The organism is Streptomyces sp. NPDC104106 (assembly GCF_055584345.1).
In genome coordinates this window covers 97,530-118,734 of record NZ_JBVJMF010000016.1, presented here as the reverse complement: position 1 = coordinate 118,734, position 21,205 = coordinate 97,530, and the positions used below count along the sequence as shown (strand labels likewise).

At 72.9% G+C, this 21,205-nt stretch carries 14 protein-coding genes and 1 pseudogene; 11 read left to right on the top strand and 4 right to left on the bottom strand.

Going from position 1 to position 21,205, the window contains the following annotated elements:
• Positions 1-189: 189 nt before the first annotated feature.
• From ACZ60X_RS31530 to ACZ60X_RS31520, 3 genes are all read right to left on the bottom strand, one after another.
• Positions 190-1,839 (bottom strand): sodium/solute symporter, encoded by a 1,650-nt coding sequence (locus ACZ60X_RS31530; RefSeq protein ID WP_469605693.1) that lies wholly within the window; start codon positions 1,837-1,839, stop codon positions 190-192.
• A complete protein-coding gene (locus ACZ60X_RS31525) occupies positions 1,836-2,348 on the bottom strand; it encodes a DUF485 domain-containing protein (RefSeq protein WP_469605690.1) in 513 nt (170 codons plus the stop codon). The genes ACZ60X_RS31530 and ACZ60X_RS31525 overlap by 4 nt, the downstream gene beginning before the upstream one ends.
• A 207-nt stretch (positions 2,349-2,555) precedes the next feature.
• Positions 2,556-4,070 carry an MFS transporter gene (locus ACZ60X_RS31520; protein WP_469605687.1) on the bottom strand — a complete coding sequence of 505 codons (1,515 nt, stop codon included), beginning with the start codon at positions 4,068-4,070 and terminating at the stop codon, positions 2,556-2,558.
• 460 nt (positions 4,071-4,530) lie between these two features.
• On the opposite strand from ACZ60X_RS31520, the gene ACZ60X_RS31515 reads away from it, so the two are divergent.
• From ACZ60X_RS31515 to ACZ60X_RS31495, 5 genes are all read left to right on the top strand, one after another.
• Entirely contained in the window at positions 4,531-5,319 is a 789-nt protein-coding gene (locus tag ACZ60X_RS31515) for an ABC transporter ATP-binding protein (protein WP_469605684.1), read from the top strand.
• Positions 5,316-7,898 (top strand): ABC transporter permease, encoded by a 2,583-nt coding sequence (locus tag ACZ60X_RS31510; protein ID WP_469605682.1) that lies wholly within the window; start codon positions 5,316-5,318, stop codon positions 7,896-7,898. The genes ACZ60X_RS31515 and ACZ60X_RS31510 overlap by 4 nt, the downstream gene beginning before the upstream one ends.
• 267 nt (positions 7,899-8,165) lie before the next feature.
• Entirely contained in the window at positions 8,166-11,699 is a 3,534-nt protein-coding gene (mfd, locus tag ACZ60X_RS31505) for a transcription-repair coupling factor (RefSeq protein WP_469605679.1), read from the top strand.
• Positions 11,700-12,012: 313 nt separating this feature from the next.
• Complete coding sequence (locus tag ACZ60X_RS31500) at positions 12,013-12,732, top strand: HNH endonuclease family protein (protein WP_469605675.1); 720 nt, start codon at positions 12,013-12,015, stop codon at positions 12,730-12,732.
• 89 nt (positions 12,733-12,821) lie between these two features.
• Entirely contained in the window at positions 12,822-13,565 is a 744-nt protein-coding gene (locus ACZ60X_RS31495; protein WP_469605672.1) for an N-acetyltransferase, read from the top strand.
• Positions 13,566-13,718: 153 nt separating this feature from the next.
• Here the strand turns inward: ACZ60X_RS31495 and ACZ60X_RS31490 are convergent, their stop codons facing one another.
• A complete protein-coding gene (locus tag ACZ60X_RS31490; protein ID WP_469605669.1) occupies positions 13,719-14,444 on the bottom strand; it encodes a hypothetical protein in 726 nt (241 codons plus the stop codon).
• Positions 14,445-14,558: 114 nt separating this feature from the next.
• Here ACZ60X_RS31490 and ACZ60X_RS31485 point away from each other — a divergent pair.
• From ACZ60X_RS31485 to ACZ60X_RS31460, 6 genes and pseudogenes are all read left to right on the top strand, one after another.
• A pseudogene (locus ACZ60X_RS31485) lies at positions 14,559-15,890 on the top strand (N-6 DNA methylase); the annotation flags it as partial.
• 122 nt (positions 15,891-16,012) lie between these two features.
• A complete protein-coding gene (locus ACZ60X_RS31480) occupies positions 16,013-16,657 on the top strand; it encodes a hypothetical protein (protein ID WP_469605667.1) in 645 nt (214 codons plus the stop codon).
• Positions 16,658-16,695: 38 nt separating this feature from the next.
• On the top strand, positions 16,696-18,189 hold the full coding sequence (locus ACZ60X_RS31475; RefSeq protein WP_469605920.1) for a protein kinase domain-containing protein: 1,494 nt from the start codon (positions 16,696-16,698) through the stop codon (positions 18,187-18,189).
• A 95-nt stretch (positions 18,190-18,284) separates the two neighbouring features.
• Positions 18,285-19,112 (top strand): glycoside hydrolase domain-containing protein, encoded by an 828-nt coding sequence (locus ACZ60X_RS31470; RefSeq protein ID WP_469605665.1) that lies wholly within the window; start codon positions 18,285-18,287, stop codon positions 19,110-19,112.
• A 147-nt stretch (positions 19,113-19,259) separates the two neighbouring features.
• Entirely contained in the window at positions 19,260-19,916 is a 657-nt protein-coding gene (locus ACZ60X_RS31465; protein WP_469605917.1) for a SurA N-terminal domain-containing protein, read from the top strand.
• Positions 19,917-20,044: 128 nt separating this feature from the next.
• Positions 20,045-21,103: a nucleoside triphosphate pyrophosphohydrolase gene (locus ACZ60X_RS31460; protein ID WP_469605662.1), complete on the top strand. Its 1,059-nt coding sequence runs from the start codon at positions 20,045-20,047 to the stop codon at positions 21,101-21,103.
• Positions 21,104-21,205 lie beyond the last annotated feature (102 nt).

Sequence of the window (21,205 nt, the reverse complement as noted above, 5' to 3'; positions counted from 1 at the left end):
AAGTCGCGTCGCGCGGGGGAACAGGCCTCAGTCCTCAAGGCGGACCAACATCCACTCCTTCGCGACGGGGCCTTGCAGACTTCCCCCGCGCGCGTCATCACGACGCGCCGTCAGCCTACCGAAAAGTGGCATGATCGTATCAGTCGTATGACGCCAACAAGCGTGCGGCGCTTGCTGTTTAACTGCCCATCACCGAATGTGCACATGGCGCGCTCCCGCCAGGATCCGCCCCTCCACCGCCTCGTAGCGACGCCGCTGCTCGTCCGCCTTCGCGCGCCCGGAGGCCAGTGTGCCGAGCCAGCCGAAGAGGAAGCCGGCCGGGATGGAGACGATGCCGGTCGTGGTGAACGGGAACCAGTTGAAGTCGGCGTGCGGGAACGCCGCGAGGGGCGAGCCGGAGACCAGGTTGGTGCCGGGCATGAGCACCAGCACGCTCAGCGTGCCGCCGATCAGTGTGGCCAGCAGCCCGCCGCGGGTGTAGCGGCGCCAGAACAGGCCGTAGACCAGGGCGGGCGCGATGGCCGAGGCGCCCAGGCAGAAGGAGAGCGTCACCAGCGGCTGCAGGCTGTGGTGCTGCACCAGCGTGGCGAGCAGGATCGTCGGCGCGCCGATCGCGAGCGCCGACAGGCGGGCGAGGGCCATCTCGCGCCGGGGCGGCATCTCGCGCACGCCCGCGGCGAAGACGTCGTGGGCCAGGGAGTTGGCGCAGGCGAGGATCATCCCGGCCACCGAGGCGAGCAGGGTCAGGAAGAGCGCGGTGGTGACCAGGGTGAACACGAAGGTGCCCGCCGTCGACACCTGCGTGCCGAACGCCGCCCGGGAGCCCAGCAGGTACGCCGTGTTGCCCTGCGGGTCGGCGGCGGCGATCACGCCGCGGCCGAGCAGCGCGGTGGCGCCGGCCCCGACCACCGTGATCACCAGCACGAACAGCGCGACGATCGACACCGCCCAGGACATCGAGCGGCGCACCTGGCGGGCGCCGGAGGCGGTGTACATGCGCATGGTCACGTGCGGCAGGCAGCCGCCGCCGAGCACGACGGTCAGCTCGGAGGCGATCATGTCCAGCCGGGAGCGGCCCGAGGTGCCGAACTCCAGCCCCGAGCGCAGGAAGGCGGGCCCGGCCCCGCTCTGCCGGGCGGCGGCGGAGAACAGGGCGCCCGGATCCCAGTGGAAGCGGTGCAGGATCAGTACGGCGACCACGGCGCCCGAACCGACCAGCATCACGATCTTCAGGATCTGGATCAGGGCGGTGCCCTTCATGCCGCCGATCGCCGCGTAGGCGATCATCAGCGTGCCCAGGCCCACGACGCACGCGGTCTTCAGCGACGCGTCGGAGAACCCCAGGATGAACGCCATCAACTGCCCGGTCCCGGCGAGCTGGACCAGCATCAGCGGCAGCAGCGCGGCGATGGTCACGACGCAGGCCGTGACGCGCACGCAGCGGCCGGGCAGCCGGCGGGCGAGCGCGTCGCCCATGGTGAACCGGCCCGCGTTGCGCAGCGGTTCGGCCAGCAGGAACATCAGCAGCATCAGCGACAGCGCCGTACTGAGGGCGAGCACGAGCCCGTCGTAGCCGCACAGGGCGATCACGCCGCCGGTGCCGAGGACGGTGGCCGCCGAGATGTAGTCGCCGGCGATCGCGAGCCCGTTGCGCAGCGGCGACAGCGAGCCGTAGCCGGTGTAGAACTCGTCGAGGTCGTCGTGGTCGGGGCCGGTCATCACGCACAGCAGCAGGGTCACCGTGGCGACGGTGGAGAAGGCGACCAGGGACATGGTCTGGGTCCGGCCGCTGAACCCGGTCAGGTCCCACACGGCGGGGGAGGCGGCGGCCGCGCTCATCGCACCGCTCCGCGCCGGGCGTTGAGCGCGGCCTCCGCGCGGATGCGCTCCGCCAGTGGATCGACGCGCACGCGCGCGGTGTGCTCGTACAGGGCGATCGCCAGCCAGGTGACGGGCAGTTGGAGCAGTGCGAGCAGCAGCCCGGCCGGGATGCCGTCGGCGACCGTGCGCGCCATGACGCCCGGCGCGCACGCCGACAGCACCAGGAACAGCGTGAAGTAGCCGAGCGCGGTGAGCGTGGCGGTGCGCCGCTGCCACCGGTAGGCGCCGCGCAGGACGCGCAGGTCACGGTGGTGCCCGACGGGCTCGCGGTGCGGCCGGCGATCGCGCGCCGGCTCCGGTGGCGTGGGCCGCCAGGGGTAGGTGAGCCCGTCGGGTGAGGCGAGGGGCGGACCGTACGGGGGGTGCGGTGAGGCGTACGAGGGGTGCGGCGGGCCGTACGGCGCGTGCGGCGGGGTGGAGGGGGAACGAGTCGGGTCGTACGGGGACTGCGGCGGGTCGTAGGACATCCCGGGGCTCCTTGCGGGGCGGTCCGCGGCGGCGGACCGCAGGGAGGTGGGGGGCGTGCGGAGCCCCGCACGCTACTCGCGGGTCCCGGGCCGCGCGGGGTTTTCAGCGAACTGGCCGGTCGGTATGCGCTTACTTCGCAAAAACGTTTCCGATCAGGGGTGTACCCGCGTTGACCGCGCGCCCGGCGTCCACCGGGCGCGCCCGGCTCACTCGGCGCGGACCGGGAACCGCCGCGGCGCGAGGAACAGCAGGACCAGGAAGGCCAGGGCCGCCGCGCAGCCCGCGCCGAGGTAGACCGCGTGCACCGCGTCCGCGATCGCGCGCCGCGTCGCCTCCGGTGCCGTACCGGCGTTCAACGCGCGCGTGACGGAGTCCAGGTCCCCCGCGCCGCCCAGCCGCGCGGCCAGCACCCCGTTGGCGACGGCGCCGAACAGCGAGGCGCCCAGCGTCTGTCCGGTCTGCCGGCAGAACAGCACGGACGCGGTCGTGGTGCCCCGCTCCGACCAGCCCACCGTCGACTGCACCCCCACGATCAGCGGCAGCTGGAACAGGCCCAGCGCGCCGCCCAGCACCAGCATCAGCAGCGTCGGCTGCCACCACGAGCCGGGGTACGGCAGGAACGGGAACGCCAGCAGGATCAGCGTCGCGAGGCCGATGCCGAGCAACGCGGTGTCGCGGAAGCCGATGCGCCGGTAGACGTGCTGGCTCAGCGCGGCCGACACCGGCCAGCTCAGCGTCCACACCGACAGTACGAACCCGGCGGCCACGGGCGCGAGCCCGAGCACCGACTGCGCGTACGTCGGCAGGAACACGCTCGGCGCCACCATCAGCAGCCCCAGCGCGCCGAGCGCCAGATTGACCGCCGCGATCGTCCGGCGCCGCCACACCCACCCCGGGATGATCGGCTGCGCCGCCCGCCGCTCCACCCACACCACGACCCCGGTCAGCGCCAGGCCCGCCCCGAACAGCGCGAGCGACGGCGCCGACAGCCACGGCCAGGCCACCCCGCCCTGCACCAGCGCGGTCAGCAGCACCCCGCCGGCCGCGAACACCGCGAGCGCCCCGGCCCAGTCCACGCGCGCGCGTGCCGCGGGCCCGGCACCCTCCGGCACCTCCCGCGCGGGCTCGTGCAGATGACGGACGACCAGCCACAGCGCGGCCGCGCCGATCGGCAGGTTGACCAGGAAGATCCAGCGCCAGTCGGCGTACGCGGCCAGCAGCCCGCCGAGCCCCGGCCCGGCGACCGCCGACACCGCCCACACCGTGGACAGCTTCGACTGGATCTTCGGGCGTTCGGCGAGCGGATACAGATCGGCGGCCAGGGTCTGCACGGTGCCCTGCAGCGCCCCGCCGCCCAGGCCCTGCACGACCCGGAACGCGATCAGCGCCCCCATGTTCCAGGCGGCCGCGCACAGCAGCGAGCCCAGCAGGAACACGGCCGCGCCCGCCACCAGCACCGGCTTGCGGCCGAAGGTGTCGGACAGCTTGCCGTACACGGGCAGCGAGACGGTCACGGCGAGCAGGTAGCCGGAGAACAGCCAGGAGAAGACGGAGAACCCGCCGAGGTCGCCGACGATCTGCGGTACGGCCGTGGAGACGATGGTGGCGTCCAGGGCCGCCAGCGCCATCGCCAGCATCAGCGCGGCGACGACCGCTCCGCGCCGCCGGGTGTTCTGCCGCTCGTCGGTGCCGCCGCGTATCGCGGGTGTCGTTCCCCCCACCGCTGACCCCTCCCCGGGAGCTTCCGCCGAAACCTGCCCCCTGCATCCATGTCCGGTACGACAGCTTGCCACGCACGCTCTGCCCGGCCCCGGGGCGTGCGGGCCTTGCCCCTGACGCGACGTCAGGGTGGAGACTGGCCGCGCCGAAGGGTGGAGGCGCCCCTGAGAAGCACTCCGCCCGGAGGTGGAGGACCCCTAGGGGTGTCTCCGTACTACGGCTCGGGGAGGGTTCGTCCCGGCGGAGGACGAGCCGGGCGGTGTCCGGTCCTTAACCTGGCTTTACGCCGCTGGGGGGCGGCTGACCGGATCGGCGGGGTGGGGTTTACCCCCCGGAAAGACGGGGCTTCGCACCAGCGCGGGACGCCCCGGCCGGCCACGAGACTCATCGACGTCAGACCAGGGCGCCGGCACGGCGCACCAGGCATGCGAACGACCTGTCAACCGACATAGGAGACATACCGTGACATCGGCTGTGACCATTCCCAGGCACGGGGGTACTGGAGGGCGTACGGCCGTTGCCGCGCGGGCGCGGCAGGTCGTGAAGGCGTACGGGTCCGGCGAGACCCGCGTCGTCGCCCTCGACCACGTCGACGTGGACATCGCCCGCGGTCAGTTCACCGCGATCATGGGCCCCTCGGGGTCCGGCAAGTCCACCCTGATGCACTGCCTGGCCGGCCTCGACACCGTCACGTCCGGGCAGATCCACCTGGACGAGACCGAGATCACCGGCCTGAAGGACAAGAAGCTCACGCAGCTGCGCCGGGACCGGATCGGCTTCATCTTCCAGGCGTTCAACCTGCTGCCGACGCTGAACGCCATCGAGAACATCACGCTGCCGATGGACATAGCCGGCCGCAAGCCGGACCGGGCCTGGCTGGAGCGCGTGGTGGAGACCGTCGGCCTCGCCGGGCGCCTCAAGCACCGGCCGACCCAGCTCTCCGGCGGCCAGCAGCAGCGCGTCGCCGTGGCCCGCGCGCTCGCCGCCCGCCCGGAGATCATCTTCGGTGACGAGCCGACCGGAAACCTCGACTCGCGCGCGGGCGCCGAGGTCCTCGGCTTCCTGCGCCGCTCGGTGGACGAACTCGGCCAGACCATCGTGATGGTCACGCACGACCCGGTGGCCGCCTCCTACGCGGACCGCGTGCTGTACCTCGCCGACGGCCGGATCGTCGACGAGATGTACCAGCCGACGGCCGATCAGGTCCTGGACCGCATGAAGGACTTCGACGCCCGGGGGCGTACGTCATGACCGTCCTGAAGACCTCGCTGCGCAACTTCTTCGCGCACAAGGGCCGCATGGCGCTCTCGGCGATCGCGGTCCTGCTGTCGGTGGCGTTCGTCAGCGGCACCCTCGTCTTCACCGACACCATGAACACCACCTTCGACAAGCTGTTCCAGGCCACGTCCTCGGACGTGACGGTCAGCGCGAAGGGCTCCTCCGACAGCGGCGAGACGACCTCCCGCACCGGCAGGCCCCCGGTCCTGCCGGCCTCCGTGGTCGGTGACATCGGCCGGGCCCGGGGCGTGGCGAAGGCCGAGGGCACGGTGTTCTCCACCTCGGTCACCGTGATCGACGCCCACAAGGACAAGCTCTCGCCGAGCAGCGGCGCCCCGACCATCGTGGGCAGCTGGAACGGCAACGACGCCCGCACCATGAAGATCACCAAGGGTGCGGCGCCCCAGGGCCCGGACCAGGTCATGGTCGACGAGGACACCGCCGCCAAGCACCACCTGACGCTCGGCTCCGACATCGGCGTGATCTCGGTCGTCGGCACGCACCACGCGCGCGTGTCCGGCATCGCCGCCTTCAAGGTCACCAACCCCGGCGCGGCCATCTTCTACCTGGACACCAAGACCGCCCAGCAGACCCTCCTCGGCCGCACCGGCGTCTACACCGACGTCAACGTCACCGCCGCCAAGGGCGTGACCGACGACCAGCTGAAGCGGAACGTCACGGCGGCCCTCGGCCACGGCTACAAGGTGCAGACCGCCAAGGAGGTCGCCGACGCCAACCAGAAGAGCGTCAAGAGCTTCCTGAACGTCATGAAGTACGCGATGCTCGGCTTCGCCGGGATCGCCTTCCTCGTCGGCATATTCCTGATCATCAACACCTTCTCGATGCTGGTCGCCCAGCGCACCCGGGAGATCGGTCTGATGCGCGCCATCGGCTCCTCCCGCAGGCAGGTCAACCGCTCCGTGCTCATCGAGGCCCTGCTGCTCGGCGTGCTCGGCTCCGTCCTCGGCGTCGGCGCGGGCATCGGCATCGCGGTCGGCCTGATGAAGCTCATGGGCCAGATGGGCATGCACCTGTCCACGGACGACCTGACCGTCGCCTGGACGACCCCCGCGATCGGCCTGTTCCTCGGCGTCGTGGTCACCGTCCTCGCCGCCTACCTGCCCGCCCGGCGCGCCGGCCGGATCTCCCCCATGGCCGCCCTGCGCGACGCGGGCACCCCGGCCGACGCCAAGGCCGGCGCCGTCCGGGCCGTGATCGGCCTGCTCCTGACCGCCGCCGGCGGCTACAGCCTCTACGTCGCCGCCACCGCCGACAAGGCCAAGGCGGGCTCCGGCTGGCTGGGCCTCGGCGTGCTCGCCACGCTGGTCGGCTTCGTCGTCATCGGCCCGCTGCTGGCCGCCGGCGTGGTCCGCGTCCTCGGCGCGATCATCCTGCGCGTCTTCGGCCCGGTGGGGCGCATGGCCGAGCGCAACGCGCTGCGCAACCCGCGCCGCACCGGCGCCACCGGCGCGGCCCTGATGATCGGCCTGGCCCTGGTGGCCTGCCTGTCGGTGGTCGGCTCCTCCATGGTCGCCTCCGCCACCGACCAGCTCGACAAGACCGTCGGCACGGACTTCATCGTGCAGCCCGACAACGCCCAGCTCGTCACGCCCCAGGCGGTCAGGCTCATCAAGAGCACCCCGCAGCTCGCGCGGGTCACCGAGTACAGGCCCGCCCAGGCCGACCTCACCACCCCCGACGGGCGGACCCTGAAGGACACGGAGATCACGGCGGCGGACCCGACCTACGCGACCGACCTGCGCAAGAAGACCGTCGGCGGGAACCTCAAGGACGCCTACCTGCCCGACTCGATGTCCGTCCACGAGAAGTTCGCCCAGGCCCACGGCATCCGCCTCGGCTCCACGATCACCGTCGCCTTCAAGGACGGCTCCGCCGCCCGCCTGACGGTCCGCGCGATCACCAGCAGCGACGACGTGATCGACCAGGGCGCCATGTACACCTCGATCGCCACGCTCGCCCGGTACGTCCCCGCCGACCGGATGCCCCTGGACCAGATGGTCTTCGCCACCGCCAGGGACGGGCAGCAGGCGGCCGCCTACAAGGCGCTGAAGTCGGCCCTGCACGACGACTACCCGCAGCTGACCGTGCGCGACCAGACCGACTACAAGAAGGCCCTGAAGGACCAGATCGGCCAGCTGCTGAACATGATCTACGGCCTCCTCGCCCTCGCGATCATCGTCGCCGTCCTCGGCGTCGTGAACACCCTCGCGCTGTCGGTGGTCGAGCGGACCCGGGAGATCGGCCTCATGCGCGCCATCGGCCTCTCCCGCCGCCAGCTGCGCCGCATGATCCGCCTGGAGTCGGTGGTGATCGCCGTCTTCGGCGCCCTGCTCGGCCTCGGCCTCGGCATGGGCTGGGGCGCGACCGCCCAGAAGCTCCTGGCCCTGCAGGGCCTGAAGATCCTGGACATCCCCTGGCCGACGATCATCACCGTCTTCGTCGCCTCGGCCTTCGTGGGCCTGTTCGCCGCCCTCATCCCGGCGTTCCGGGCGGGCCGGATGAACGTCCTGAACGCCATCGCGACGGACTAGCCGCAAGCCGGCCGCCACGGCCGGCCCAAGACCACCGCACACGGGGGTTGCGGGGGAAAGACCCGGTGCCGGGAAGTCCGCGGGGACTTCCCGGCACCGGGTCGTCCGCCGTTCCGGGGGCGCGGGCGGGCGGCAGGTCGTCCACAGGCCGCGAGTTGTCCACAGGCCCCCGACGGCACCGCCGACCAAGTCGTACGCTGGACAGCCCCGGCCGCTCCCCGCGCCGGGCGCCTTGCGTTGCCCACCCCCCGGACGGAAAAAGCCCACATGAGCCTGCACGGTCTGCTCGACGCCGTCGTCAAGGACCCCGCCCTCGCGGAAGCGACCCGGGCGGCCGCGGACGGCAACCGCATGCACGTCGACCTGGTCGGCCCCCCGGCGGCCCGCCCCTTCGCGGTCGCCGCCCTCGCCCGCGAGACCGGCCGCCCGGTGCTCGCCGTCACGGCGACGGGCCGCGAGGCCGAGGACCTGGCCGCCGCGCTGCGCTCCCTGCTGCCCGCCGAGGGCGTCGTGGAGTACCCCTCCTGGGAGACGCTCCCGCACGAGCGGCTCAGCCCGCGCAGCGACACCGTCGGCCGCCGCCTCGCCGTCCTGCGCCGCCTGGCCCACCCCCGCCCCGACGACCCCGAGACCGGCCCGGTCTCCGTCGTCGTCGCCCCCGTGCGATCCGTGCTCCAGCCTCAGGTCAAGGGCCTGGGCGACCTGGAGCCGGTGTCCCTGCGGACCGGGCAGAACGCCGACCTGAACGACATCGTGGAAGCCCTCGCCGCCGCCGCGTACGCGCGCGTGGAGCTGGTCGAGAAGCGCGGCGAGTTCGCCGTGCGCGGCGGCATCCTGGACGTCTTCCCGCCCACCGAGGAACACCCCCTGCGCGTGGAGTTCTGGGGCGACGACGTCGAGGAGATCCGCTACTTCAAGGTCGCCGACCAGCGCTCCCTGGAAGTAGCCGAGCACGGCCTGTGGGCCCCGCCGTGCCGCGAGCTGCTGCTCACCGACGACGTCCGCGCCCGCGCGCGTGCCCTCGCCGAGGAGCACCCCGAGCTGGGCGAACTGCTCGGCAAGATCGCCGAGGGTATCGCCGTGGAGGGCATGGAGTCCCTCGCCCCGGTCCTCGTGGACGACATGGAGCTGCTGCTCGACGTCCTGCCCAAGGGTGCCATGGCCGTCGTCTGCGACCCGGAGCGGGTGCGCACGCGCGCCGCCGACCTCGTGGCGACCAGCCAGGAGTTCCTCCAGGCCTCCTGGGCCGCCACCGCCGGCGGGGGCGAGGCCCCCATCGACGTCGGCGCGGCCTCCCTGTGGTCCATCGCCGACGTACGCGACCGCGCGCGCGAGCTGGACATGATGTGGTGGTCCGTGTCCCCGTTCGCCGCCGACGAGGAGCTCGACGCGGACACCCTCAAGCTCGGCATGCACGCGCCCGAGACCTACCGCGGCGACACCGCGCGGGCGCTCGCCGACACCAAGGGCTGGCTCGCCGACGGCTGGCGCGCGGTGTTCGTCACCGAGGGCCACGGACCGGCCTCCCGCACGGTGGAGGTGCTCGGCAACGAGGGCATCGCGGCCCGCATGGACGCCGACCTCGGCGAGCTGAGCCCCTCCGTCGTCCATGTCTCCTGCGGCTCGATCGAGTACGGCTTCGTCGACCCGGTCCTCAAGCTCGCCGTGCTCACCGAGACCGACCTGTCCGGACAGCGCACCGCCACCCGGGACGGCGCCCGGATGCCGGCCCGCCGCCGCAAGAGCATCGACCCGCTCACCCTGGAGACGGGCGACTACATCGTCCACGAACAGCACGGCGTCGGCCGGTACATCGAGATGGTGCAGCGCACCGTCCAGGGCGCCACCCGCGAGTACCTGGTCGTGGAGTACGCCCCCGCCAAGCGCGGCCAGCCCGGCGACCGGCTGTACATCCCGACCGACCAGCTGGAACAGATCACCAAGTACGTCGGCGGCGAGGCCCCCACCCTGCACCGCCTCGGCGGCGCGGACTGGACGAAGACCAAGGCCCGCGCGAAGAAGGCCGTCAAGGAGATCGCCGCCGACCTGATCAAGCTCTACAGCGCGCGCATGGCCGCCCCCGGCCACGCCTTCGGCGCCGACACGCCCTGGCAGCGCGAGCTGGAGGACGCCTTCCCCTACGCCGAGACCCCGGACCAGCTCACCACCATCGCCGAGGTCAAGGAGGACATGGAGAAGACCGTCCCCATGGACCGCCTGATCTGCGGCGACGTCGGCTACGGCAAGACCGAGATCGCGGTCCGGGCCGCCTTCAAGGCCGTACAGGACGGCAAGCAGGTCGCCGTCCTCGTGCCGACGACCCTGCTGGTGCAGCAGCACTTCGGCACCTTCTCCGAGCGGTACGGCCAGTTCCCGGTCAACGTGCGGGCGCTGTCCCGCTTCCAGACCGACACCGAGGCCAAGGCCGTCCTGGAAGGCCTGAAGGACGGCGCGGTGGACGTCGTCATCGGCACCCACCGCCTGTTCTCCTCCGAGACGAGGTTCAAGGACCTCGGCCTGGTCATCGTGGACGAGGAGCAGCGCTTCGGCGTGGAGCACAAGGAGCAGCTGAAGAAGCTGCGCGCCAACGTCGACGTGCTGACCATGTCGGCCACGCCCATCCCGCGCACCCTGGAGATGGCGGTCACCGGCATCCGCGAGATGTCCACGATCACCACCCCGCCCGAGGAGCGCCACCCGGTGCTCACCTTCGTCGGCCCCTACGAGGAGAGGCAGATCGGCGCCGCCATCCGCCGCGAACTGCTGCGCGAGGGCCAGGTCTTCTACATCCACAACCGCGTCGAGTCCATCGACCGGGCCGCGGCCCGCCTCCGCGAGATCGTGCCCGAGGCCCGCATCGCCACCGCGCACGGCCAGATGTCGGAGCAGGCGCTGGAGCAGGTCGTCGTCGACTTCTGGGAGAAGAAGTTCGACGTGCTCGTCTCGACCACGATCGTCGAGTCCGGCATCGACATCTCCAACGCCAACACCCTCATCGTGGAGCGCGGCGACACCTTCGGCCTCTCCCAGCTGCACCAGCTGCGCGGCCGCGTCGGCCGCGGCCGCGAGCGCGGGTACGCGTACTTCCTGTACCCGCCGGAGAAGCCGCTGACCGAGACCGCGCACGAGCGCCTGGCGACCATCGCCCAGCACACCGAGATGGGCGCGGGCATGTACGTCGCGATGAAGGACCTGGAGATCCGCGGCGCCGGAAACCTCCTCGGCGGCGAGCAGTCCGGGCACATCGCGGGTGTCGGCTTCGACCTGTACGTCCGCATGGTCGGCGAGGCCGTCGCCGACTACCGGCGCCAGCTGGAGACGGGCGAGATCGAGGAGGAGGCGCCGCTGGAGGTCAAGATCGAGCTGCCGGTCGACGCGCACGTCCCGCACGACTACGCGCCCGGCGAGCGGCTGCGCCTGCAGGCCTACCGCGCCATCGCCTCCGCCAACAGCGAGGAGGACATCAAGGCCGTCCGCGAGGAACTCACCGACCGTTACGGCAAGCTGCCCGAGCCGGTGGAGAACCTGCTGCTGGTGGCCGGCCTCAGGATGCTCGCGCGGGCGTGCGGCGTCGGCGAGATCGTGCTCCAGGGCACCAACATCCGCTTCGCGCCGGTGGAGTTGCGCGAGTCCCAGGAGCTGCGGCTGAGGCGCCTGTACCCCGGCACGGTCATCAAGCCGGCCGTGCGCCAGGTGCTGGTCCCGCGCCCGAAGACCGCGAAGGTCGGCGGCAAGCCGCTGGTCGGCCGCGAACTGCTCGGCTGGGTCGGCGAGTTCCTCGCCTCGGTCCTGGGGTCGTAGAGCCGCCGGAGCCGGAAGAGGGGGGCATGAGGATCGGTGAGCTGGCGGCGGCGTTCAGGCTGTCCATGCCGGGATCCTCCGACCCTGACACCGGCGTCAAGGTCAAGTCCCCGGGAGCGTGGGGTCAGTCGACGTACAGGGCGGGCGGCCGCGCTCCCCCCGAGGGGCGTCGCATGCTCCAACTCGGCCGAGGATTGCCCCCGAACGCCCCTTTGGTGCCGATCTGCTGGTGGGTGCCGGGCGGTTAACGTGAGGGAAGGAACGATTCCGCCTGTGACCGGGGGCGGGTCGGGGCGAGCGAGGGGGACGTACCGTGACGCGTCTGAGGGGCGGGGCGGCCGCGGCCGCGGTGGTGGTGCTGACCGCCGTGGCCGGTTGCAACACCGACAACACCAAGGGGGCCGCCGGACCCGAGCGGTCCGGCGGCAACGGCGCGGTCATGGCCGCCGCCGACGCACTGACCGTCAAGGGGCGTGCGCCGAAGACCGGTTACTCCCGCGCCCGGTTCGGCACCGCGTGGGCCGATACCGACTCCAACTCCTGCGACACCCGCGACGACATCCTCAAGCGCGACCTGAAGGACGTGAAGTTCACCGGCGGGACGTGCCGCGTCTCGTACGGCCTGCTGGAGCCCGACCCGTACTCCGGCAAGGAGATCACCTACCGGCGCGGCGCCAGCCAGGTCGACATCGACCACATCGTCCCGCTCTCCGACGCCTGGCAGAAGGGCGCCGAGTACTGGGACGCCCGCAAGCGGATAGCGCTGGCCAACGACCCTCTCAACCTCATCGCCGTCGACGCGGGCACCAACCGCGGCAAGGGCGACGGCGACGCGGCCACCTGGCTGCCGCCCAACGGGGCCTACCGCTGCACGTATGTCGCCACTCAGGTCGCCGTCAAGAAAAAGTACGGCCTGTGGGTCACCGACGCCGAGAAGGCCGCCATGAAGAAGGTCCTCGCCGGCTGCCCGAACCAGCAGCTCCCCTCGGGCGGCAACCCGACCGAGGCACCACAGCGCTTCACGGCGAGGTGAGCACGGAACGCCGCGGCCGGAGCCGCCGCAGCACGGGCGGCGGGTGATCCGGTACCTGGCCGGGCGGGCCGCCGCCTACCGTGGCCGCCATGGACGTGAAAGTGAGCAGCGTCGCCGAGCGGCCCGACCGGCTGCGCGCGATGCTCGACATGGCCGACACCTGGCCGGAGTTCGTGGCCAACGACCCCGTGGGCATCGGGCACTACGCCCGCATCGCCGCCGAACTGCCGCGGTACGCGCTGTTCGCGGAGGACCGGCACGGCGAGATCGTCGCCCACGCCTTCAGCGTGCCCTTCGCCCTCGGCGCCGAGGGCCGGGGCGTGCTGCCCGCGCGGGGCTGGGACGAGGTTCTGCTGTGGGCCTTCGCCGACCTGCGCCGCGGCACCCGCCCGGACACCGTGAGCGCCATCTCCGTCACCATCGCCCCGCACGCCCAGGGGCGCGGCCTGTCCGCCGTCATGCTCTCCGCGATGCGGGACAACGCCCGCGCCCACGGTTTCCGTGAGGTCGTCGCCCCCGTCCGCCCCAGCGCCAAGCACCGCGAGCCGTACACCCCCATGACCGAGTACGCGCACCGGGTGCGCCCCGACGGGCTGCCCGAGGACCCGTGGCTGCGGGTCCACGCGCGCGCGGGCGGCACCATCGACTCCATCGCCCCGGCCTCCATGACGGTCGGCGCCTCACTGGAGGAGTGGCGCCGCTGGACCGGGCTGCCGTTCGACACCACCGGCGACGTCGAGGTGCCCGGCGCGCTGGTCCCGGTGCGCTGCGAGGCGGAGCGGGGGTACGGCGTCTACGTCGAGCCCAATGTGTGGATGCGGCACGCGGTGTGAGTGGCGCGGGCCGGTGGGGCCGAGGAGACCGGTGACTGGTGGGGGCGCGGACGAACGAGGCCGTCGGCTGGTGGGCGCGCGGACGGGTGAGCCGCGGCCCGGGGGCCGCGGCTCGTGTTCCCGTCGTACGCGGGCGGGGACCCGCCTTCCGGATCAGGCGGCCTTGATCCCCTTCAGGGAATCGAGGATCCGGTCCGTGACCTTCTGCGCGGTCGCGGTGCCGTTGTCGCTGCCCGCCGTGGACAGCACGGTGACCACCGAGGTGCCGCTGCGCACGGCGAGGAGCGTGGTGCCGTTCTGCCAGGCGCCGCTGGTCAGGGTCATCGTGTAGGCGTCGTCACCGAGCCCGGACACGGACCGGCCGGTGAGCTTCACCTTGGCGTGCGCGTCGGTGTCCGTGAAGGAGGCGCACTCGGCCGCGACCGACCGCAGGTCCTTCATCACCGTGGCCGCCGCGCTCCCCTGGAACTCGTCGACCTCCTCGGCCACTTCCTCGGTCTTGTCCTTGTTGGTGTAGTCGTCCTGGGCGAACGACACGCCTCCCTTGAGGCCGGACACCTGGATCCAGGAGGTGCCCTCCAGCCGGGTGCAGTCCGGCTTCCCCGCCTTCTTGGCGGACGGGGAGAGGAACTGGTCGCCGCTGTCCGCGGCACCGTCGGCCTCGGCGACGAACCCGGCCGGGAAGGCCGACGCGGGCGCCAGCGCCTTCTTCAGCTGCGTGCCGGTGGCCAGTTCGGCGTTCGCGTCCTTCGCCTTGGCCGGCGCGGTGCTCGCATGGGTGCCGGCCGAGGCGCCGGACGAGCCGGAGGAGCAGGCGGTGAGGGCCAGCGGGAGTGCCGCGACGGCAAGCAGGGCGGCGACGCGGGACGAGTGGCGCATGACAGTCCTTCAGGGGTGGGTTGAGCAGGGAGAACAGTGAATGGAGCGTGCGGGCGGCGCGGGGTGTTGCAGGAGCGCCTGGTGCTGGTGCTGGTGCTGGTGCTGTGTTGGTGACCCGACCTGGCCGCGCTCACCGCGCTGCGGCTCGCGCTGCACTCCCGCGCCGGTGTGCGCGGCGCTGTGGGCGACACCCTGCGCGCCGACGCCTTCCCGGGGCTGCGCGCCGACGCGGTGCTGTGCCACCCGCCGTTCAACGAGCGCAACTGGGGGCATGACGAACTCGCCTACGACCCGCGCTGGGAGTACGGCTTCCCGGCCCGCACCGAGTCCGAACTGGCCTGGGTGCAGCACGCGTTGGCCCGGCTGGACGACGGCGGCGCCGCCGTGCTGCTGATGCCGCCGGCCGCGGCCTCCCGCCGCTCCGGGCGCCGGATCCGTGCCGATCTGCTGCGCCGGGGGGCGCTGCGGGCCGTGGTCGCGCTGCCGGTCGGGGCGGCGCCGCCGTACAACATCCCGCTGCACGTGTGGGTGCTGCGCCGGCCCGACCGGACACCGGCGGCGCCCGAGGTGCTGCTGGTGGACACGGGGGGGGTCGCCGGGGAGGCGCGCGGCGGGCCGGACTGGGCGGCGGTGCGTGACGCCGTCCTGGACGCCTGGCGGAGCTTCGCGCGTGACGGCCGGCTGGCGGAGCGCGCGGGGCTCGCGCGGTCCGTGCCGGTCATCGAACTCCTCGACGAGGACGTCGATCTCGCGCCCGCCCGCCATCTGCCGCCCGCCGCGGTGGCCGACGGCGCGGAGCAGCTGACGGCGGTGCGCGAGCGCCTCGGCGCCACGCTGCGCCTGACCGCCGGTCTCACACCGCCGCCCGCGGCGCCCGCGCCGGGCGCGCGCTGGCCGCTGACCACCGTCGGTGAACTCGCGCGCGGGGGCGCGCTGGTGATGCGCACCGGTGGAAACGGCGGCCACGCGCGCGTGCCCGTGCTGACCGACCACGACGTCCTCGCCGGGACGGCACCCTCCGGAACGCTGCCGGAGAGCGAGGAGGAGTCCGTGCTGACCGAGTCGGGCGACGTCGTCGTACCGGTGCTCGGCGGTGGCTCGGTGGCGCGCGTGATCGACGACGCGACGGAGGGTGCCGCCCTGGGGCGCAACCTCGTGCTCCTGCGCCCCGATCGCACGGCGCTCGACCCCTGGTTCCTCGCCGGCTTCCTGCGCGGTACCGCGAACAACCGGCAGGCCAGCAGCTACGCCTCCACCGCGACCCGGCTGGACGTGCGCCGGCTCCAGCTGCCCCGGCTCCCGCTCGACGAACAGCGGCGCTACGGCGCGCGTTTCCGCGCCCTCGACGAGTTCGAGCGGGCATTGCGCCGCGCGAGCCGGCTGGGGGAGCAGTTGGTGCGCGGGATGTACGACGGGCTGACGGACGGGACGGTGGCACCCGACTGAGGCGCGGCCCGGATGCCGGGGCGCGGCAACGGTTCGGTACACCCGGGACCGGCTGTCGGCGTCGGCCTATACGCTCGGACCCAGCACACACGTCCGCACGCACCAGGCCTCCAGGAGCAGCCATGCACGGCCACGGCTACGCGCCGCCTCCGCCGCAGCCACCCTCGACCTGGGTGCTGGTCGTGTTGCGCGTGATCTTCGTGGCGGTGGCGCTGCTGAGCATCGGGTTCCTGGCGTGGGTGGCGACGCTCCGCGCGGCGATCGTCACCCGCAGGCCCGCCGAGTGGTGGTTCTTCGGCGGATCCGTGGTGGTCCTCGGCATCTGCTTCGCCCTCTTCAGCACCGACCACACCGACGACTTCAGCTCGCCGAACGGCACGCTGGGCATGAGCATGCTGCTGCTGAACGCCGTTGCCTGCGTCGGCTACTACCTCTACGCGGACATACGCCACTTCCAGCGGCTCCGTCAGGCCTACACCGTGGGCGTGCCGTTCGCGCCGGGCTACCCGTACCCGCAGGCCGCGTCGCCGTTCACCATGACGACCGCGCCGATCAGGCCGAGCACGCCGAACGCGCCGAGCACGCCGCAGCCTCCGTACGCCCCGGCCCCGATGCCCCGCACGCCCGCGCCCCAGCCGCACGTCCCCGCGCCGCCCCGGCGCCCGGCGCCCACGCACATCGAGCAGGTCCGCGCCGAACTGGACGAGCTGAGCGACTACCTGCGCAAGCACGACGGCCGGCAGGACGGTCACGAGGGCGGAAGGTGAGCGTGACGGCAGGACGTGTCGTCGCCGGCCGGTACGAACTGTCCACGCTCCTCGGGCAGGGCGGCATGGGCCAGGTGTGGACGGCGTACGACCAGCGGCTGGACCGGCGCGTGGCGGTGAAGCTGCTGCGCCCCGACAAGGTGGCGGGCCAGGAGGCGGACGAGCTGCGCCGCCGGTTCCTGCGCGAGTGCCGGGTGACCGCGCAGGTCGACCACCCCGGCCTGGTCACCGTGCACGACGCGGGCAGCGAGGGCGAGGAGCTGTTCCTCGTCATGCAGTACGTCGACGGCGCCGACCTGTCCGACCACCTCGCCGAGCACGACCCGTACCCCTGGCCGTGGGCGGTCGCGGTGGCCGCGCAACTGTGCGCCGTGCTGAGCGCCGTGCACGCCGTGCCGATCGTCCACCGCGACCTCAAGCCGCGCAACGTGATGGTGAAGCAGGACGGCACGGTCACCGTGCTCGACCTGGGAGTGGCCTCGGTCATGGACACCGACACCACGCGCCTGACCCACACCGGCTCCCCGATCGGCTCCCCCGCCTACATGGCCCCTGAGCAGGCGATGGGCGGCGCGGTCGGCCCGTACACCGACCTGTACGCGCTCGGTGTGCTGCTGCACGAACTGCTCAGCGGCGACGTGCCGTTCGCGGGCTCCACGGCGCTGGGCGTGCTGCACCGGCACCTGTACGAGTCCCCGCAGCCCGTGCGCCGGCTCCGCCTGGAGGTCCCCGAGACGCTGGAGACGCTCGTGCTGCGGCTGCTCGCCAAGGACCCGCAGCACCGGCCCGCCTCCGCGCAGGAGGTGTACGAGGACCTGGCGCCGCTCCTGCCCGCGCGCGGAACGCCCACCGGGGCACCTCTGGACCCCACGCGCCCCTTCCTGCGCCCGCACGCCCCCTGGCCGGACCGGGCTCGGACCCCCGCGCCCCAGCCCGCCCCCGTCGCGCCCGCGCCGCCGGTCGTCGAGAAGCCGGACGTCGCCGCGGCCGTGGACGAGGTCAAGCGGCTGCTGGGGGAGGGGCGCATCACCCAGGCCGTGGACATCCTGGGCGCGATCCTGCCCGCCGCCGCCGAACAGCACGGCGCGCACTCCCCGGTCGTGCGCTCCCTGCGCAAGCAGTACGCGGCCACGCTCATGGACGACGGCCAGTACCGGCGCGCGCTGCCCGAACTGCGACGCCTCGCCGACGAACGCGCCGCCGAGGCCGGCCAGGCCGACCCGCAGTCCCTGCGCTACCGCTACGAGGCCGCGCAGTGCCTGGAGCAGCTCGGCGAACCGGCGGCGGCGCTCGCCGAGTACCGCGCGCTGCTGCCGTACTACGAGAACCGGTACGTCTTCGGCGACCCCCAGCTCGCGCACGAGGTGCGCCGGCGCGTCGGACACCTCCTGCTCGCCCTGGGCGACCGCCCCGCCGCGCACGACACGCTCGCCCGGCTGCTGATGGACGTGGAACGGCTGCACGGCCCCGGTCACCCGATGGCCCTGGAGATCCGGCGCACGCTCCAGTGGCTGGGCCAGGTGCGCGGCTGACGCCGTCGGTTGATACCTTGCGCTTCGCTTTGCCGGTGGCTGAACAACTTTGCCGGGCGAAGCACAAAGGGTGACGCACACAAGGGGTGGGGCTCATGACCGGTCATCGGCAGTCGAAGAGACGCAGACACATCACGTGGGCGGTCGCCGGTGCCGCCGTGGTGGCCGGGGCCGGGATCGCCGCCCAGACCTCCATGGCCGCGACCGCGTGGCCGGCGCAGAAGACGTTCACCGGGCGGGCGTTCGACACCTGCACCGCGCCCTCGCTGTCCGCGATGAAGGCCTGGCACACCGGCTTCTACGGCGCCGCCGCCGTCTATGTGGGCGGCAAGAACCGCGGCTGCACCCAGCCCAGCCTCACCGCCTCCTGGGTGAAGTCGGTCAACTCCCTCGGCTGGAAGCTCATCCCGATCTACGTCGGCGCCCAGCCACCCTGCCAGTCCGGCTCCGACCCGGAGAAGCTGACCGCGTCCACGGCCGCCTCCCTGGGCACGAAGGACGCCGCCGACGCCGTGGCCAAGGCCTCCGCGCTCGGCATGAAGGCGGGCAGCCCGGTCTACCTCGACATGGAGCCGTACGACATCACGAACACGGCGTGCGCCGCCGCCGTGCTGACCTACGTGCGCGCCTTCGACAAGGGCCTGCGCGCGAAGACGTACCGCAGCGGCTACTACGGCTTCAGCAGCTCCAGCGCCAAGGCGATCGCGACCGCCAAGGACAAGACGGACCTGCCGGGCAACCTCTGGTACGCGCTGTGGGACAAGCAGAACACGACGAGCGCGGACTGGCCGTGGGGGACGAGCCGGTTCACGGACCACAGCCGCGGTCATCAGTACATGGTCGACAGCAAGGAGACGCACGGCGGCGTCACGCTCACCGTCGACCGGGACGCGTGGGACGCGCCCGTGGCCGTCGTCGGCTGAGCCCCGTGGCGTAAGGGACGCCTGCGGCGGTGCCCGAAGCGCGCGTGAATCGTTGGTCCAACGGGTTGGCCCCGGCCGTCCCACTGCCTACCATCGATCACCGCAAGACCTTGTGCACCGTCGCACAATCTCCCCTTGGAGGTTCCCTTGCACCGCCGCCGTCGCACCGCGTTCGTCCTCACCGCCGCGATCGCCGCCGCGGCACCCCTGCTGACCGCCTGCGGAAGCGACGCGCACCCGGGCGCCGCGGCCGTCGTCGGCGGGCAGCGGATCACCGTCGCCCAGCTGCAGAGCCGGGTCGACGAGGTCCGCAGGGCACAGCGGGCCGCGGTGTCGGACGAGGCCCAGTACCAGCAGGTCCTCGCCTCCACCAGCAGCCTCACCCGCGACACCCTGCACAACATGGTCCTCGACCAGGTGCTGCACCGCGCCGCGCAGGACGCGGGCATCTCGGTGAGCCGCAACGAGGTCGAGCAGATGCGCGCGGGCATGGAACAGCAGGCGGGCGGCGCCAAGGCGCTCCAGACTGCCTGGCTGCAGAAGTACGGCATCGCCCCGGCCCGCCTCGACGACAACCTCCAGCTCCAGCTGGAGGCGCAGAAGCTGGCCAGGAAGCTCGGCACCGACACCAGCCGGCCCGCCTTCTGGAAGGCGCTGTCCAAGGCGTCCCAGGAGCTGCACATCGACCTCAACCCGCGCTACGGCGCCTGGGACGTGCAGAAGAGCAGCCGGGTGGACGCCAGGACACCGTGGGTGCGGGAGGTCACGACGAGCGCCGGGGGCGGAGAGCCGGTCACCGCGTAGCGCGGTGGCGGCCCGGCCGGGTGCCGTCGTAGCCCTTGTCCACAGGTGGCGGTCCTACGATCACACGACTCCCCCCGGCCTGTGGACAACCGAATCCGCTCGTTCCCGCCGTGGGTTACGTTCGGATCGTGAACGCATCCAGCTCCGACCTCGCCCCCGCGGCCGGCCCCGGCCGTATCGTCCTGCTCACCACCAGCCACCGCGTCGCGCCCGGCCTGCTGTCCTGGCCCGCCTGGCAGGCCCTGCGCGCGGCCGACGCGGTGCTGTGCGCGGACGGCGCGCACCCGCAGCTGCCGTATCTGCGCGAGGCCGGGATAGCGGTCGCGGAGGCGTCCCCCACCGCCCAGGAGCTGGTCGACGCGTGCTGCGGCGGCCGGACGGTGGTGGTCGTGGCCACCGGCGAGGGGGAGCCCGCCCTCACCGACGGTCTGGCCCGGCTGGCCGGCTCCGGCCGCGTCGCCATGCCGGAGCTGGAGCTGCTGCCCGCCTCCTACGACCTGCCCGGCGCCCGCCTGCTGGACCTCGTGCAGGTCATGGACCGGATCCGCGCCGAGTGCCCGTGGTCCTCCCGGCAGACCCACGAGGGCCTCGCCAAGTACGGCATCGAGGAGGCGTACGAACTGGTCGAGGCGATCGAGGCCGGCGAGCGCGAGGAACTGCGCGAGGAGCTGGGCGACGTCCTCCTCCAGGTCGTCTTCCACTCCCGGATCGCCGAGGAGCACCCGGACGCGCCGTTCTCCGTGGACGACGTGGCCGGCGGCATCGTCGCCAAGCTCGTCCACCGGCATCCGCACGTCTTCGGGGACGAGAAGGCCGAGACCCCGGAGGACGTCAAGGAGCACTGGCTGCGTACCAAGGCCGAGGAGAAGCGACGCACCTCGGTCACGGAGGGCGTCCCGCTCGGCCAGCCCGGGCTGGCCCTCACCGCCAAGCTCGCCTCCCGCGCCCGTACGGCGGGCCTGGACGTCCCCCTCCCGCGCGGCGAGGGCGTCGGCTACGACCTGCTCGCCCTGGCGGTCCGCGCCGAGGCGTCCGGCGTCGACCCCGAGGCCGCGCTGCGCGCGGCGGCGCGGGTGTACCGGGACGCGATACGCCGGGCGGAGGGCGTCGCGCCGCAGGGTGCTGCGGCTCCGGGCGGCCACCGGGACGCGGAGGCCCACCGGGATCCGGATAACGTCGAGGAGTGAGCGACCAGCACCACCCCTCGACCACCCCCGGACCACCGGCCGACCCCGCCGTGATCTCCGCCGGGGACCCAGCCGCCGAGCCCGCCGAGTCCGCCGGGGCAC

Bases quoted from the DNA above. Each gene is read 5' to 3' on its own strand.
- ACZ60X_RS31495 (WP_469605672.1), top strand. From the start codon at position 12,822: ATGGACGTGAAAGTGAGCAGCGTCGCCGAGCGGCCCGACCGGCTGCGC.
- ACZ60X_RS31480 (WP_469605667.1), top strand. From the start codon at position 16,013: ATGCACGGCCACGGCTACGCGCCGCCTCCGCCGCAGCCACCCTCGACC.
- ACZ60X_RS31510 (WP_469605682.1), top strand. From the start codon at position 5,316: ATGACCGTCCTGAAGACCTCGCTGCGCAACTTCTTCGCGCACAAGGGC.
- mfd (WP_469605679.1), top strand. From the start codon at position 8,166: ATGAGCCTGCACGGTCTGCTCGACGCCGTCGTCAAGGACCCCGCCCTC.
- ACZ60X_RS31525 (WP_469605690.1), bottom strand. From the start codon at position 2,348: ATGTCCTACGACCCGCCGCAGTCCCCGTACGACCCGACTCGTTCCCCC.
- ACZ60X_RS31470 (WP_469605665.1), top strand. From the start codon at position 18,285: ATGACCGGTCATCGGCAGTCGAAGAGACGCAGACACATCACGTGGGCG.
- ACZ60X_RS31490 (WP_469605669.1), bottom strand. From the start codon at position 14,444: ATGCGCCACTCGTCCCGCGTCGCCGCCCTGCTTGCCGTCGCGGCACTC.
- ACZ60X_RS31530 (WP_469605693.1), bottom strand. From the start codon at position 1,839: ATGAGCGCGGCCGCCGCCTCCCCCGCCGTGTGGGACCTGACCGGGTTC.